Origin of the sequence: Blastopirellula sediminis (genome assembly GCF_020966755.1) — a bacterium.
Lineage (GTDB): Bacteria > Planctomycetota > Planctomycetia > Pirellulales > Pirellulaceae > Blastopirellula > Blastopirellula sediminis.
Window position 1 is genome coordinate 1779726 of record NZ_JAJKFT010000010.1, and the last position, 14235, is coordinate 1793960.

At 55.2% G+C, this 14235-nt stretch carries 12 protein-coding genes; 7 read left to right on the forward strand and 5 right to left on the reverse strand.

Annotated elements, in window-relative coordinates; genetic code table 11:
• Window positions 1-196: 196 nt before the first annotated feature.
• The 5 genes from LOC68_RS18935 to LOC68_RS18955 all read right to left on the reverse strand — a co-directional run bounded on the left by LOC68_RS18935 (window position 197) and on the right by LOC68_RS18955 (window position 9473).
• The gene (locus LOC68_RS18935; RefSeq protein WP_230221644.1) at window positions 197-2095 is read right to left on the reverse strand and encodes an AAA family ATPase; all 1899 of its coding nucleotides are present in this window, start codon (window positions 2093-2095) and stop codon (window positions 197-199) included.
• Window positions 2096-2098: 3 nt separating this feature from the next.
• Window positions 2099-4015: a restriction endonuclease subunit S gene (locus tag LOC68_RS18940; protein ID WP_230221645.1), complete on the reverse strand. Its 1917-nt coding sequence runs from the start codon at window positions 4013-4015 to the stop codon at window positions 2099-2101.
• Complete coding sequence (locus tag LOC68_RS18945; RefSeq protein WP_230221647.1) at window positions 4015-6498, reverse strand: class I SAM-dependent DNA methyltransferase; 2484 nt, start codon at window positions 6496-6498, stop codon at window positions 4015-4017. The genes LOC68_RS18940 and LOC68_RS18945 overlap by 1 nt, the downstream gene beginning before the upstream one ends.
• 8 nt (window positions 6499-6506) lie before the next feature.
• Window positions 6507-9179, reverse strand: coding sequence for a type I restriction endonuclease subunit R (locus LOC68_RS18950; protein WP_230221649.1), 2673 nt, complete (start codon window positions 9177-9179; stop codon window positions 6507-6509).
• Between the two features lie 90 nt (window positions 9180-9269).
• Complete coding sequence (locus tag LOC68_RS18955) at window positions 9270-9473, reverse strand: helix-turn-helix domain-containing protein (protein ID WP_230221651.1); 204 nt, start codon at window positions 9471-9473, stop codon at window positions 9270-9272.
• A 319-nt stretch (window positions 9474-9792) separates the two neighbouring features.
• On the opposite strand from LOC68_RS18955, the gene LOC68_RS18960 reads away from it, so the two are divergent.
• The 7 genes from LOC68_RS18960 to LOC68_RS18990 all read left to right on the forward strand — a co-directional run bounded on the left by LOC68_RS18960 (window position 9793) and on the right by LOC68_RS18990 (window position 14023).
• Window positions 9793-10161, forward strand: coding sequence for a DUF1257 domain-containing protein (locus tag LOC68_RS18960; protein WP_230221652.1), 369 nt, complete (start codon window positions 9793-9795; stop codon window positions 10159-10161).
• Window positions 10158-10352, forward strand: coding sequence for a DUF2997 domain-containing protein (locus LOC68_RS18965; protein WP_230221654.1), 195 nt, complete (start codon window positions 10158-10160; stop codon window positions 10350-10352). The genes LOC68_RS18960 and LOC68_RS18965 overlap by 4 nt, the downstream gene beginning before the upstream one ends.
• Window positions 10353-10414: 62 nt before the next feature.
• Window positions 10415-11896 carry an AAA family ATPase gene (locus LOC68_RS18970; RefSeq protein WP_230221656.1) on the forward strand — a complete coding sequence of 494 codons (1482 nt, stop codon included), beginning with the start codon at window positions 10415-10417 and terminating at the stop codon, window positions 11894-11896.
• A gap of 56 nt (window positions 11897-11952) precedes the next feature.
• Complete coding sequence (locus tag LOC68_RS18975; protein WP_230221658.1) at window positions 11953-12399, forward strand: hypothetical protein; 447 nt, start codon at window positions 11953-11955, stop codon at window positions 12397-12399.
• A gap of 93 nt (window positions 12400-12492) precedes the next feature.
• Window positions 12493-13443, forward strand: a complete 951-nt coding sequence (locus LOC68_RS18980; RefSeq protein WP_230221660.1) for a hypothetical protein — start codon at window positions 12493-12495, stop codon at window positions 13441-13443.
• 11 nt (window positions 13444-13454) lie between these two features.
• Window positions 13455-13700 carry a hypothetical protein gene (locus tag LOC68_RS18985; RefSeq protein WP_230221663.1) on the forward strand — a complete coding sequence of 82 codons (246 nt, stop codon included), beginning with the start codon at window positions 13455-13457 and terminating at the stop codon, window positions 13698-13700.
• A gap of 95 nt (window positions 13701-13795) precedes the next feature.
• The gene (locus LOC68_RS18990) at window positions 13796-14023 is read left to right on the forward strand and encodes a hypothetical protein (protein ID WP_230221664.1); all 228 of its coding nucleotides are present in this window, start codon (window positions 13796-13798) and stop codon (window positions 14021-14023) included.
• Window positions 14024-14235 lie beyond the last annotated feature (212 nt).

The window sequence follows — 14235 nt, forward strand, 5'->3', positions numbered from 1 at the left end:
TTCCGAGGCCCGTTTGTGTTACCCCAGAAACTCTTGACCCAATCCCGGTCAACATCCGCCCAAACGCCATAAAGCCAATTCACGTCCACCCTTGAACCAGCAGGCATGGCACATAGTGCTCGAATGAGTCGGCGTTGCAACCAGCACGCAAAATGTAGGTATTTTCGCTGTCGTGTTTCTGGCAGTGGATGCAGCATCAGAGTTCCTCCAAGATTTCTCGAAGGCGTGCTCTGGGCCATCCGCCGCCGACCTCGGCGACAACGTGCTCCAGCAACGAGCGTCTGCCCTGCCAGTTCGTTTCTTCCAGCAGAATTCGCAGCACTTCCTCAGCTCGACTTCCAATCGCCTCCGGCATGTTGAAGACGTTGAGCATGACCCGACCGGGTTCTGCTCCAAACGAAGCGAACGACACAGGCTTGAACTCAGCTCTGCCGTTACTTCGGATCAGTCGAATGATTTCGCTCGCGAAGGCGTCTGTCAGAGCAATGCTTGTGTGCGTGGAAACGATGACGTGAGCGGCGGTTGTGCGCAGGATGTTATCGTCGACGATGTCGATGATCTCGCGTTTCCATGAGTCGTTGAAATGGGTTTCCGGCTCGTCGAGCAGAAGAAGACTACCGTGACGACCGCTGAGCAATAACAACAGCGACATTCGTCCGAGCAGCATTTGCTCGCCATCGCTCAGGTCTTCCCATGTCACAACGACATCATCTAGTTCGCCGTCGATGGCTTCCATTTTGGTGATGCGGCGAATTGTAACCGTCACATCATCTAGCAAGCGCGCATTGTGCCAAGAGTGCAGCGTTTGAAAGATTTCCCAGCGGGCACGCTCGGGATCGAGATTGCCGTGCTTATTGGGGGTAAGGCGGCAAAGCGTTCGAACTACCGCTTGAGCGCCCGATGTTGAACCTTCCACCCGATTGACAACTTCCTGAACTTGAATCGGGATGTCTCGATCACCGTAGACTGCCGCGATCTTGTCGGAGAGTGTGATAGTTCGTGGTCCGAGATAGATCACCATCTGCATTCGCCCCAGCGGCTGCCGAATCACTTCTTCGGCAAGTGCACACAGCACAAGTTGTTGTGCGTGAGTTTCCGCATTCAGCTTGTCTGGGCTCGGGCGGTACTCCATGCTCAAGTGTGTCGGATACCACCAGTCTGCGTAATTCAGTAGTGATCTGGCTGTCTTCTCGCTGACCACGTCACTTGGTGGCTGTGTCGCGATTTGTTCTGCCAGTTCATGTCGCCACACTTCTTCCAACTCGTTGCTGGCGAGTCGAGGCATTTCGCTTGAAGCCTGAGTGAGGCTTACGGCAAGGGCCGCCAGCTTGAGGGCGATTGGCTTCAGCAGTTGGCAGTGAGATTCACCGGTCTGAGTACTAGGGTCGGTAAACTTGCGCAGTTCGCCGCGTTCGCTTTGCCCCACATGATCCTCCGGCAACGCAAGTTCCCGATGAACGTCCCAGCCACGGGGGCGTTCGTCATCGCTGACAACAGAAATAATTTCATTCAGGTCCTGATCCGGAAGGTCGGGCTCACGAACACGGTCCCAGACTGCCAGGGAGCCGGATGTGTAGACCAGCAACGGATCGGGTAGGCTGGCTCGCACCTGTCCATTGCCCTGCAATTTGTCGGAGGGAACGAGCCCACTCATCTGCTCGGGAGTGTTCGGATTGGCATACGGTTTCAACCACTCGATCCAGCCATTCCAGTCCCCATGATCTGCTTCGTTCAATGGTGACATCGCAGCAAAAAAGAAACCGTCAGAAACCGACTGTCCTTCATGATGAAAGATGCAGGTCCGATCGCCATCTTTTCGATTAGGTAACGGTAAGTCATAGACCAGCGTAACGGGAAAAGGAAACGGCGTGCGAGAGTTGATCAGGTCTCTGTTGACTCCTTCCAGCCAGCGGAAGGTTTCATACAACGCTCTCAGCAGGCTACTCTTTCCGGTGCCATTCAAACCGACGACGAAGTGCAGGTCACCAACACGCATCAGCTTTTCATGCTCACGAAAGATGCGTTCGCGGTCGAAGTGGACTCGCAGGTCGGTCAGGACACCGTAGTTCGAAATGTGGAGATACCGGAGCCGCATGGTTCACTCGTCTCCCTTCTTTACGTACACTCCACCCTCAAGCGACGGTGGTGGAAGGCTTTTGCCTTTCTCGATCGAAACTGTTTTACCAAGCTCACCATCCGGACCGATCTCTTGGTACAGGCCGGAAACGGGAGCCAGGTTTCCAGCGCTAAGCCGTTCCGACGTCGCGGCGATCTTTTCGGAAAGTGTCAGTTGATCAGTTAGCGTTTCATGAAACACTCGGCCCTGTCGGGACATACGGTCGAGTTCTGTCATTCGCACTTCATCAGCTTCGGAATCGGTTTTCACAGCTTGTTTGTTGTTCTTCGGCAGGCGATAGGCGTTGCCGAAGGCGACATCAATGCTGCCGCCAGCACCAGCCCGCCGGCTAATGGATTTGACCAGGCCGCGAGCGGTCAACACGTCGAGGTGGCGTCGGACGGTTGCGACCGAGAGCTTGTCGAGCGGCTCGACCAACGAATCCGTCAACGTCGACAAGGTGAACGTGCCGGCGCTGGCATCGAGTTCAAGCGATTGAATTTGGCGGAGTAGTTCATGCTGTTCCCGATTGAGGTCTTCGTGCCGATCGTCCTGATCTTTCGCTTTGACTTCGATTTTGGTGTCAGCGACGGTCAGTTTGACGCCTGCTTCATGTAGCCATTTGTCACGTTTCGCCGCCTCCTGTTCGAGCAATTCACGATTGGCTTCCCGCCATTCAGCTGTCAGTTCGCCGCTGAAAGCGTGCGCGAGAAGTGATCTGTTCAATTTCAAGTCAATACATTGTGATTCGTACATCAGCGACCGCTTCAAGTCATCTATTTCTCTAACGACCTCAATGAATCGCAATTGTCGATCTCGTGGAACCGCCGGAATTGCTAAACCCTTAAGACCTTGAGTGTTGATGTTGAATTGCCCAGCTGACGTCTTCGACTGTCGCATGACGTCTCGTCGGCCAATCGGTGTGCGGAGATACGAAGCAACAAACTCGGGTTCAAACGAATCCTCCTTCAAACGAAGTCTTATGAGATACGAAGCGAAAATGACTTCTTGCTCGTTCAATCCAGCTTCATTAGCGAGCTGACGATTGAAGACAGCACTTCGACCCACATACTCAGGATTTCCATTGGTCCGTACGAAAAGCATGTCGTGATCGCTAAGAAAGTATTTCTTAGCCTCTGCTTCTGAGAGTGGAACTGTTACTAGTTCATCGTAGGAAACAGTGTCGCCAACTACGTTTGGAATCCTGAGTGTTGTGTACCCCGTTTCGGCGGATGCAGTAGACGTTCCATACTGAATTTCGCTCGTAATGGCTCCAAGTCGCACGTACTGCACTTCCGAAAGCTCTTCGCCGAACATGTCATGGAAGATGGCGGGGATAAGATCGGCAGTGAGGCCGTAGGCCTGCTGGCGGAGTTGTCGGATGTCACGCGCCTCGTCCAGAGTCTCCACAATTCGCCGCTGCTCACTCAGCGTAGGAAGTGGAATGGGGAACGTCGACAGCGCGCGTGCGTCAACCGCAGCTTGATTTACCCATTGTTTGCCCCGTCGCCCCGAGAATCCCATGCCCCAGTAGAAGTGAAGCACTCGCGCGAGGAACTTGGGATCGACCACCTCAGGATTGACGCGCAACCGCGTCATGTGATTGGACAAGACCCAATCGCCATCAAGATCAAAGAATGCGGTTTTGCCAACAAGCTCTGGGCTGTTGGTGTTATTGAAAATCACGTCACCAGGCGTCACGGAATACTTCGTAAGCTCAGCCTCCGACGCGTCGACGCGTTTCACTGTCTCAAGTGAAAGCTCGCCATTCCTATCCACGTTGTTTGTTCTTAGCTGAGCAATGCCAACGTCACCATCTCCAGGATCACGTGCGAAACCAGGTTGGACATCAGTAAGCAACTGCGACAGACGGGCTACCGGCCATTCGGTGCGAAACATCAGGCCCCACCTCCGACCATCTTGAGTAAATCGCTGAGCTTATCACCTATTCTCTTGTGGACGTTGTCAAGCTCTTCAATGAGTTCTGAGGGGGGGCGGAAATCTTCTGGGTCGTAAACGAATGGTTTATGTCTACCCGCCGACAGGTTGAGATCGGCCGCCTCGATACAATCGGGATCGAGCAGTTCCACGAAGTCATCTTTGACTGTTCCGTCGTCGTTGAACGCCTCTAGCTTCTCAATAAGAAACTTCAGGTACTCTGGATCGACTAGACCGTCGTCATCGTGCGTTGGCTTCTTGATCTCCTTTTCCGTTTCAGGATCGGCTCCCCATGTGTCGAGCTTTGCCCATGCACGGACGGGCGTGATCCAAGCGAGCACATCCGATGGGGCTTCTTCGTGTTCGGTCGACTTCTGCGGCTTCTCATCGTGTGTTGTGACATCGACACTGCGGAGCCAGATGTCATAACCATCCAACCTCGCAAAACACTTCAAGATTCCGTTGAGTGATTCCTCGGCAACGTCATAATCCTGCGGCTCTTCTGGCTTCGACTTGTCTTTGGATGCTGTCTCCAAGTTTGCCCGAGCGTCCTCGGATGCTGCATCCAGAGTCTGCTTCAATGCCTTGTAACCGAACTCGTCGTATTCGCGGTCCAGAACCTTCTTCTCGCGTATCTGCTTATTCAGATCGCTGGTCAACTTTCGTAATCGCTTGTTCAGCTCTTTTGCGGCATTCTCCCGCTTTTTGGCTTTTGCTTTGGCCTTCGCACCAGTCGCCCACGCATGTTTCACAAACTGAGACGTCAGGGCGTCGATTAGCGCTCGACCCTCAGTACAGACGACTTCGGTCATTTCCTCGGGATCGCGCGGCAGATCAGCAAAGATTTCATGCAACCCGAGCGCGTGACCCTTTTGCGATTCTTCTTCGGGGAAGATAAGCAGGAAATCATCGTCGATGACACGCCAGCGTTCTCTCCAGTATTCAGGCTGGTGGTAGGTTGTGGCCTCGGCCGCTTCACGCAGGCCAGCGATGTCTGAGCCCTGAAGCACCTCAAACCACTTTTGAAACTTTTCACTCGCGTCGTATAGGTCGTTATTCTGTCCCTGACGTTTGTTGCGTTTCTGATCGAGCGTGAACGCTTCTTCGGCGATCTCGTAAAACCAGACCTCTTTCGTCCGAGGCTCGCGGCCCGCCAGCGCCTCGTCGCCGACCTTCTGGAAGATCAGGATCGACGTTTTCACGCCTGAGTACGGATTGAAGACCCCACCGGGGAGTGAAACGACGCCTTCCAGTGTATGCTCAAACAATAACTTGCGGCGAAGTTCCTTGTGAGCGTTTGTTGAACCAAACAGTACGCCATCTGGGACGACCACTGCACAACGGCCACCGACTCGCAACAGGTCCAGCATCATCCAGACATAGAGCAGCTCGCTCTTGGTTGTCAGCGGCTTCTTGCCTTTGAACTCCACTCGGTTTCGATTCGTTGAAAGATCACCCTGATCGACGGTCCCCGTGTAGGGAGGATTCGCAAGAACAAAGTCGAATGTGTCGCTCAGATCATCCGGCATCCGTTTGGAGAGGCTATCCAGCTGGTCGATCTTGGGGAAATCCAGATCGTGGAGGATCATGTTCATCCACGCGATGCGGACCATCGTGCGATCGTTGTCGTAGCCGAAGAAGCATTCGTTCGGATCGAGTTCTTCAGGTAGCGTTGCAAACAAACGATGCGGCGTGCCGTCCCATTCCAGACGCAATAGTTCCTTGTCCGTCTTGTTCTTCTTCCAGTGGATCAGTGTGTTGACGAGAAACCCGCCTGTGCCACACGCAGGATCGAGGATTCGAGTCGGCCGTCCATTGGTGATGGGCGGTGGATCAAGCACCTCGATCATGAATCGAATGATGTGCCGTGGCGTGCGAAACTGCCCGTTTTTTCCGGCCGTTTGAATCTCGCCGAGCAGGTACTCGAAGATGTCACCCATGATGTCGGCGTTGGCTCCGCCGATCTGGTTGAACAATTCGTGTATCGCCTGAACCGCTCGTGTGAGGGTGTCGGTCTTGTTTGGATCGAGCACGAAGTAAGCGTCATCTAATCGACCGGTAATCTTTTCCAGTGGATCATGGTTCGATGGATTATTCTCCTTCAGCCACTTCTCAAGCTGTCGCAGCCACGGGAAGACCGTATCGTTGAAAAGCTCGAACGTGGGATTCTGGCGAATGTACTCCCAGCGGCATACGTCGTAGTCGATCGTGACTGGCGTGTCGTCGTCATTCTTCAACACGTGTCCTTGCGAGTCTTTGACTTCACGAAGTCCATAGATGGTTGGCTTACCATCTTCGACACGTTTCTGATCGAAGTGTTCGAGTTGTCTCAGGAACAGCAGATACGTGATCTGTTCGATGGCAACCAACGGGTTGGTCATCCCGGCTGCCCAGAACATGGTCCACAGACTGTGGACTTTGCTGCGGAGTTGTGGTGAAAGCATGAGTGTCCTTACGCGGCTAAATCGGCAACGAGTGCCAGTATTTCATTGAGTTGTTGGGGGCTGAATAGCTTCCGTGGGTCGCCAATCCTATTCAGCGGCGGTTGATTGAAATCTTCAATTGAAGTGATTGCTGGACGGCTCAGCACGAATTGCCGTAGCGTCCTGATAAACATCAGTTGTGTCGCGTTGAGCCGCTGATTGGATGCAATCCATTTGTCGAATGCCTCTGAAACCTGCTTTTCCCTTGAAGGCAACGCCGCGACTCCGAGGATGTGACTCAGAAACCCCTTCAAGTCGGCATCAGGAAACTCATAGGCTTCGCGGAGACGATCCTCGGTAATAAACAGGTCTGGCCGCTCCAGCAGGCTCGCGATGGAATTCAGCTCTTCTTCGGTGAGTTCCTCACCATCGCGCAGTTTTTGTAATGCGGGACTTTGTTCTGTCAGATCGAGAATGTAGGCTTCTACCTGCTGACGGTACGTTTCGACAAAAGCGCCTTCGCCAGAAGGGCCAAAAACGATCCAGTGCCGATCTCGTATGTAATCGCGAACCGATAGCTTGATCATTTGGCCCCCGCCACGACGTCGTGACCGGAATCGCATCAGTGGTGTAAACACCTCTTGAATGCGTCGAAGTCGTTCCCAATTCAGTCCCTCCCAGTATTTGTCGGCAGTGACTTCGTCTAGCACATCCAGTACAGCGCGAACTTCAGGAATGTCTCTTGGGAGTAGCGACAGGTCCTCACGCACACGATTGCTGAGCCTTGCGACTTCGCCTTCGTCTGAGCTCAGCTGAGCAATGATCAATTTCTCGGTAGTCCGCTCGAATTGTAGCATGACGTAACTGAAGGCGGTCGAGAAACGCAACAGCGGAGCGATAGTCAGCGAAAGACGTTGGTGCTTCGCTTCGTCCATTGGCAGCCATCCATCGGCGGACATGATCAGCTGTTCGATCTCGTCGGTATGCGGAGCGACGTTGATGTTGTCCAGCGGTAGCGCGCGGAGTATTGCCTGAAGGGAGGCAAGCTCTTGGTTTGCCGATTCCATCTGATCTCGGCCGGCAAGTATTTCAAGAGCTTCCAGCCGGAGCCGAAAGATGCCGGTCGGCAACGGTTCGACCGGCTCGCTATCCTCGCCCCCTTCCGTGTTGACCTGCCAATAGGCGAAGTTGTCCCAATGGTCGATGATCAGAAAATCCTTCTTCTCCTCGCCCGAGACAGGGTCGGTCCACGTTCGCGTCCCTCGGCCGATCATCTGCCAGAATTTGACTTGACTAAACACTGGCTTGGCAAAAACGAGATTACGAATTGCGGGGACGTCAATCCCGGTATCCAGCATGTCGACAGAAATCGCGACTCGCGGGAAACCACGGTTCTTGAAGTCATCAAGTGTCTTTTCAGCACGCTCCATGTGGCTATCAATGACCTTCGCCAGCCCTCGACGTTGTAAGTCGGGATAGAGCCTGTTGAAACTCTGATAGATTTCCAGCGCGTGGTTGTGGCTCACAGCAAAGATAATTGTTTTTGCGGGCAATGTCCCTGAGGCATCCTTGATCGACACGTCCATGAACTCTCTCACGATGGCGTCATTCGTGCCGGTGTTCGTGACGCGCCGCTCGAAGTCAGTGCCGTCGAAATCCAATTCAGATGGATCAATGCCCTGCTCCCTTAGTTGAGCTTCGACCTCCGGAGGCAACAATCCTGGCTTCAAACCTTCGACTTGGAATTGAGTCTTGGCGACGTGTATAGGACGATACGGGACGAGGTATTTGTCCTTTATCGCCTCCTCGAGGCCGTAGTAGAAGGATGGTAAACCGTCCTCGCATTCAAACAGCTCAAACGTGTTATGGTCGATGAAGTCAGTCGGGGTTGCAGTAAGGCCGACGTGGATAGCGTCGAAATGATCGGGGATCGCACGGTATCGGTTGTAAATCGAGCGGTGACTTTCATCAAAGATGATCAGGTCGAAGAATCCGGGAGAGAGACGCTGGTAAGCGGTCATCATTCCGGGATAAGTCGATGCAAGAATCCGAGCAGCGGGATCGACGTTGCCTGCCTCAATCCAGTCGCGGGGCACGTTCGGAAGATGCTCTTTGAACGCATCGAGTGCTTGCTTCACCAATTCGCGGCGGTCAGCGAGAAACAAGACTTTTTGAATCCACTGGCAGCGAGAAAGTAAGTCGACAAGGCCAATGATGGTTCGGGTCTTGCCAGTTCCAGTGGCCATGACCAGGAGGAAGCGGCGACGAGCGGCTTCGATTCGCTCGGCTACGGTTCGAATCGCTTGGATTTGATAGCCTCGGCCGGCGATCCCTTCAGAGATGTCAGAATCTTCGGTCGGCGTCCGAAACTTCCTTAGGTGGTGAAGGCGTTCCAAGTCGTCCTGCGTGAAGAAACCGCTGACCTTTCTCACGGGGTAAAGAGAGCGATCGTGAAACCAAATTTCATTTCCGTTGGCAAGAAAGATGTATGGCTCGATGCCTTCCTTCTGCAAGACCCGATCGGCATAGTCCGAAGCCTGCCGCTCTCCTTCAAGAGCGTTGCGACTGCTCCGCTTGGCTTCAACTATCGCGAGAGGTTGTTTGCGGCTGTTTGTCAGCGCGTAGTCTGCAAACTCATTGCCGCTTTCGTGGACATCCCCAGCGAGCAAGTACTCCTCGACCGTGCGCTGATTTGCGGCCATCCAGCCCGCCTTACGCAGCTGTACGTCAATCTTCCTCGCCCGTGTTGTTGCCTCATTGTCCACGGTTCCTGAACTCCGCTGAATTGCCGATTACTTGGAGACTCGTTTCACTGGCTGACGCATTTTCTTGAGTAATTTCTCGATCTCTATTCTCTTGAACATCCGGTAATCGTTCACTGGATGACGGTATTCGGTGAGCTTGCCGTTGGCTCCCCATGCTCGAATGGTGTTGGGGCATACCCCCAACAATTCAGCTGCTTCTCTGACGAGAACGAATTCGTCCTTCACCGTCATACCTTGGACCCGTTAGAGGCTCTATTGGCCGGCAATCTCACCTGCTCAAACCTTACCAGAGTGTTCAGCCCAAAACAATCGGCTCAGCCCCAAGGGTAGAGAGAGAACGTCAAGCATCTCCGGTTAGGCAAGACCTGTCGTCGCTAAATTGAAGCAAGAAACGCGTCAAGTATGTTGAGGCCCTTAGCTTATCTCGCGTGAGCCACCGATCGGCCCTTATAGCCCCGTCATCTCCGACGTTGTCCGGAGATCGCGGGGCTTTTTTGTTTCCTGGCGGGCCGGTGCTCGGCTCGCCGCAGGTTGCTTTGTGGAGGAGTTCATGTCGCACATCGTCTTTATTCAGACTGAAGTTCGTGATCCCGTCGCCATCCGGTCGGCTTGTGATCGTCTGCGTTTGCCGGAGCCTGTGTTTGGGCGGACGAAGTTGTTTAGCAGTTCCGAGTCAGGCTGGGCCGTGAAGTTGCCGGATTGGCGCTATCCGATCGTCTGCGACGTGAACACGGCGACGATCGCCTTCGATAATTATGGCGGGCGCTGGGGTGACCAGAAGCAGCTCGACCGCTTTCTTCAGGGATACGCCGTTGAGAAAGCCAAGATCGAAGCCCGACAGAAGGGCCATTCGGTGACCGAGCAGTCGATGGAAGACGGCTCAGTGAAACTGACCATCAACGTCGGAGGGGCGGTATGAACAGGACTATCGAGATCATCATCGCACCCAACGGTCAGACCAAAGTCGAAACGAAGGACTTCGTCGGCGCGAAATGTCGAGACGCGAGTCGGTTCATTGAGCTGGCTCTCGGCCAGCAAACCGACGAACTGCTCAAGGCCGAGTTTCACCAGACCGCCTCGAACCAGCAGCACGTTCGCCAAGGCGAATAGCGGCATTCCTCGACGCTGCTGCGACTCTTCTTTCGCATCCACCTCAAACGAAGGAGTCTTCCATGACATTTACCGAACGACTAGCGGAGTATGTGCGCGCATGCTTCACCGGCCTTTGGATTGAATCCCACGAACATCAGGATGCACTGGTTGCAATGGCCCAACTCTGTCGACAGGAAGATTGGCGAATGGCAACCTGGGACATTGACCAAGGCTTGAAACTCCCTAGAGCCGAGACCGAAGCCGGGGCCAGTGATCCGTTGGCGGCGATCCGGGCGATCAACTCGCTGGCGACGCCAGAGGGGACGGCGATCTTGGTGCTTCAGAACTTTCATCGGTTCATGCAGTCGGCCGAGATTGTCCAGGCCCTCTCACAACAGGTCGTCACTGGCAAGCAGAACCGCACCATCATCGTGGTGCTCTCGCCGGTGGTTTCTTTGCCGGTCGAACTGGAAAAACTGTTCGTCGTGTTGGAGCACGAACTTCCCAATCGTGAGCAGCTGACGGAAATCGCGGAAGGTGTCGCCACCGAAGACGGCGAGTTTCCCGAGGGGCAGGAACGTGAAACGATCCTGGATGCCGCCGTCGGGCTGACTCGCTTCGAGGCCGAAAACGCTTTCAGTTTGTCGCTCATTCAAGAGGGGCGACTGAACGCTTCGACGCTCTGGGAACAAAAGGCCCAGATGCTCAAGAAAAGTGGAACGCTTCAGCTCTATCGCGGCGGCGATGACTTCAGCCGGCTCGGCGGATTGTCAGCACTCAAGGCGTTCACGAAACGGTCGCTGCTGCAACCCAACCGCAACAATCCGCTCAAGCGGCCGCGCGGCGTGATGCTGTTGTCGCCACCTGGCTGCGGAAAGTCACAGTTTTGCAAAGCCCTTGGCAGTGAAGTCGGGCGACCCGTGTTGATCCTGGATGTGGGCAGCCTGATGGGTTCGCTCGTCGGACAGAGCGAGGAGCGAACTCGGCACACCTTGCGAACCATCGACGCGATGGCTCCTTGTGTGGTGATGATCGACGAAGTGGAGAAGGCGTTCGCCGGCGTGAACGGCCAGAGTGATTCCGGCGTGGCGGCTCGCATGTTCGGTACGTTCCTTGGCTGGCTCAACGACCATCAGTCCGATGTGTTCGTAGTCTGCACAGCCAACGATGTCAGCAAGCTCCCGCCAGAGTTCAGCCGCAGCGAGAGGTTTGACGGCGTATTCTTTGTCGACTTGCCGACTCGCGAGGAGAAAGACGCGATCTGGGACATCTATCTCAATCTGTTCGAGATCGAACCAAATCAGCGACGGCCCAAGGATGACCAGTTCACCGGCGCTGAGATCCGTGCTTGCTGCCGACTGGCGGCGCTCCTGGATGTGACGCTTGTGCAAGCGGCTCAGAACGTCGTCCCGGTGGCCGTGACCGCTGTCGAATCAGTCGAGCGATTGCGGACCTGGGCCAGTGGCCGCTGCCTCGATGCCAGCCGTCCTGGCATCTATCAGCACGACGGTGGAAGCGGAAAATCTCGGCGACGCGTCAGTCGCGATCCCTCCAACAACTGAAGCCGCTCTTTCCCAGTGGATGTCGCGGCTTGATTTTTCCAGTGAAAGGTAAGCCTATGAGCGAAGAACCCAAAACCCGATTCGCCAAATACGAAGGCGGTTGCCTGATCGCGGTACTTGTCGTGATCGGGCTGGTCTTCCTTGCGGGACTGTTGAATCCCAAGAAGAAGCTTGTCGACGTCCGGGTCACCGGACAGATCCAAGGGCATTTCATTGATGACCCGACATTCACGCTTTTGGTGTGGCATCAGTATGAGGGCAATCTGAAGAACGGGCGACTCACCGTCCGTCTTCATGGAAAGAGTGTCCGGCCGGAAGACGCAGTCCATGTGCATAGCTTTGAGACTTGGAGTCCCAACCAGCACAACGTGGTGACCAAAAGCATTTCGCTGCCGAACTACGATCCAGCCGAACCGTTGGTCGTGGAAGTCTATGTGAAAGCGGCAAACGCCCGTGACACCTTGATCCGGCTTGTCTGGCAAAACGGCGATTGGAAGGACTGATCGCTAAATCGTAAAACGACTTTCTGCGCCGAGCCTGGTTCCTAAGGGAACTGGGCTCGGCGTTTTTCTTGGTCTCTATTTTGGAGATTACGCATGAGCACATTGTTAGATGAACCCACATCCCAGTCGGTCGAAACAACCTCTGCCTCCAATCGACTTCGCACGACGATGGCGGCGGCACGACTCAGTTTCAACTGGCTTGGTGTGCGGAAATCGCTCAACTCCCAACAGAAGAATCAAGCGGCGGACTCGTTCGGCGCGGAAGGCAAGTTTCTCAGCGCCGGCAAGAAGTTGCTGGATACGTCACATCCGAGCTACAAAGCGGTGACCGCGATTCGCGGCCGTGCCGTTTCCTATTGGAAGGGCGTTTCGTTGCCGTATCCCGAACCGGGTGTCCGCTTGATTCGGCAGGATGCGATCACTGAGTTTGACGGCAAGATCGCCGAGTTCCGCACGGAGTTGGATGATGCGGTCGCCGAGCTGGACCGACACTTTGACGAGCTTCGTGAGGCGGCTCGCCAGCGGCTGGGAGATTTGTTCGACGCCAGCGATTATCCCGCATCGTTGATCGGAATGTTCGCCATTGAGCACGACTATCCCAGCGTCGAGCCGCCGGACTACCTGCGACAGCTCAGCCCCGAGTTGTACCAGCAGGAGTGCCAGCGCGTTCAGGCCCGTTTCGACGAAGCGGTTCAATTGGCCGAGCAGGCGTTTCTGGAAGAACTCGCCAAGCTGGTCGATCACTTGGCCGAACGTCTCAACGGTCAAGACGATGGCAAACCCAAAGTGTTTCGGGATTCGGCCGTCACCAACCTGACCGAGTTCTTCGAGCGGTTCCGGTCACTCAATGTCCGGTCAAATGACCAACTCGATGCGTTGGTGGAACGGGCTCAGGGCGTGGTCAACGGAGTGGCCGCGCAAGACCTCCGCGACAGCGGGGTACTGCGGCAACAGATCGCCTCCCAACTGACCAGCGTGCAGTCCTCGCTCGACGGATTGCTAGTCGATCGCCCACGTCGCAACATCCTCCGCCGACCTCGGTAAAGGAGACCAGTATGGAACTGCTCATTGAAACAACCGGTCAGGTGCGTTGCGTCTACGCCGAATCCGTCGATCTCCATGAACTGGGTGCCGTGTCGATTCGGCGCGGTTCTCATGTGGAACCCACTGATGACGGTCATTGGACGGCGGACATGGCCCCGGTGGACGGGCCGCTGCTTGGTCCGTTTGCAACACGATCCGCGGCGCTGGATGCCGAAGTCGCCTGGCTTCGTTGCCATTGGCTTACGCCAGCCAAGTAACCAACAACTGATTCTCTGCCTCGCAGATCGCGGGGCGGCTGTTTTCATACGGCCGCCCTGCGTTGGGTGGTCGTTATCTCTTTCCTTTGGAGCGAATGATGACCCAAACTGACATTGATCATGCCGTCGCCTATGCGACCGGCGAAGAACTCTCTGAAATCAAGCGGCGGGGGTTCTCCATCGCCGATCCAACCGAGGTGGACTTCGATCCCGAACCTGACAATCTCTCCGGCCAGGTGGTCGACTGGGACGATGACCGATTCTCCTGCCCGTATCCGACCGTGATTCGTCTCGATGCGTTTCTGCAACGGCGGTCTGCTTGATGCGGAACTCCCGCAAATCCAATGACACCCGGCCGGGATACCACGGCGACCCGATCTACCGGAACGCCATCCACCGGTATCTCGGCTGGCTCGGAGTGGCTTGCATCATTGCCTGCCTTCACGCTGGTCCGGTCGTGCTACTCGTCTGGCTCGCGGCAGCGTACGTGCTGACGCGAGACGGCAGCGGGGGCGGCCGGAATCAGGCAAAACGA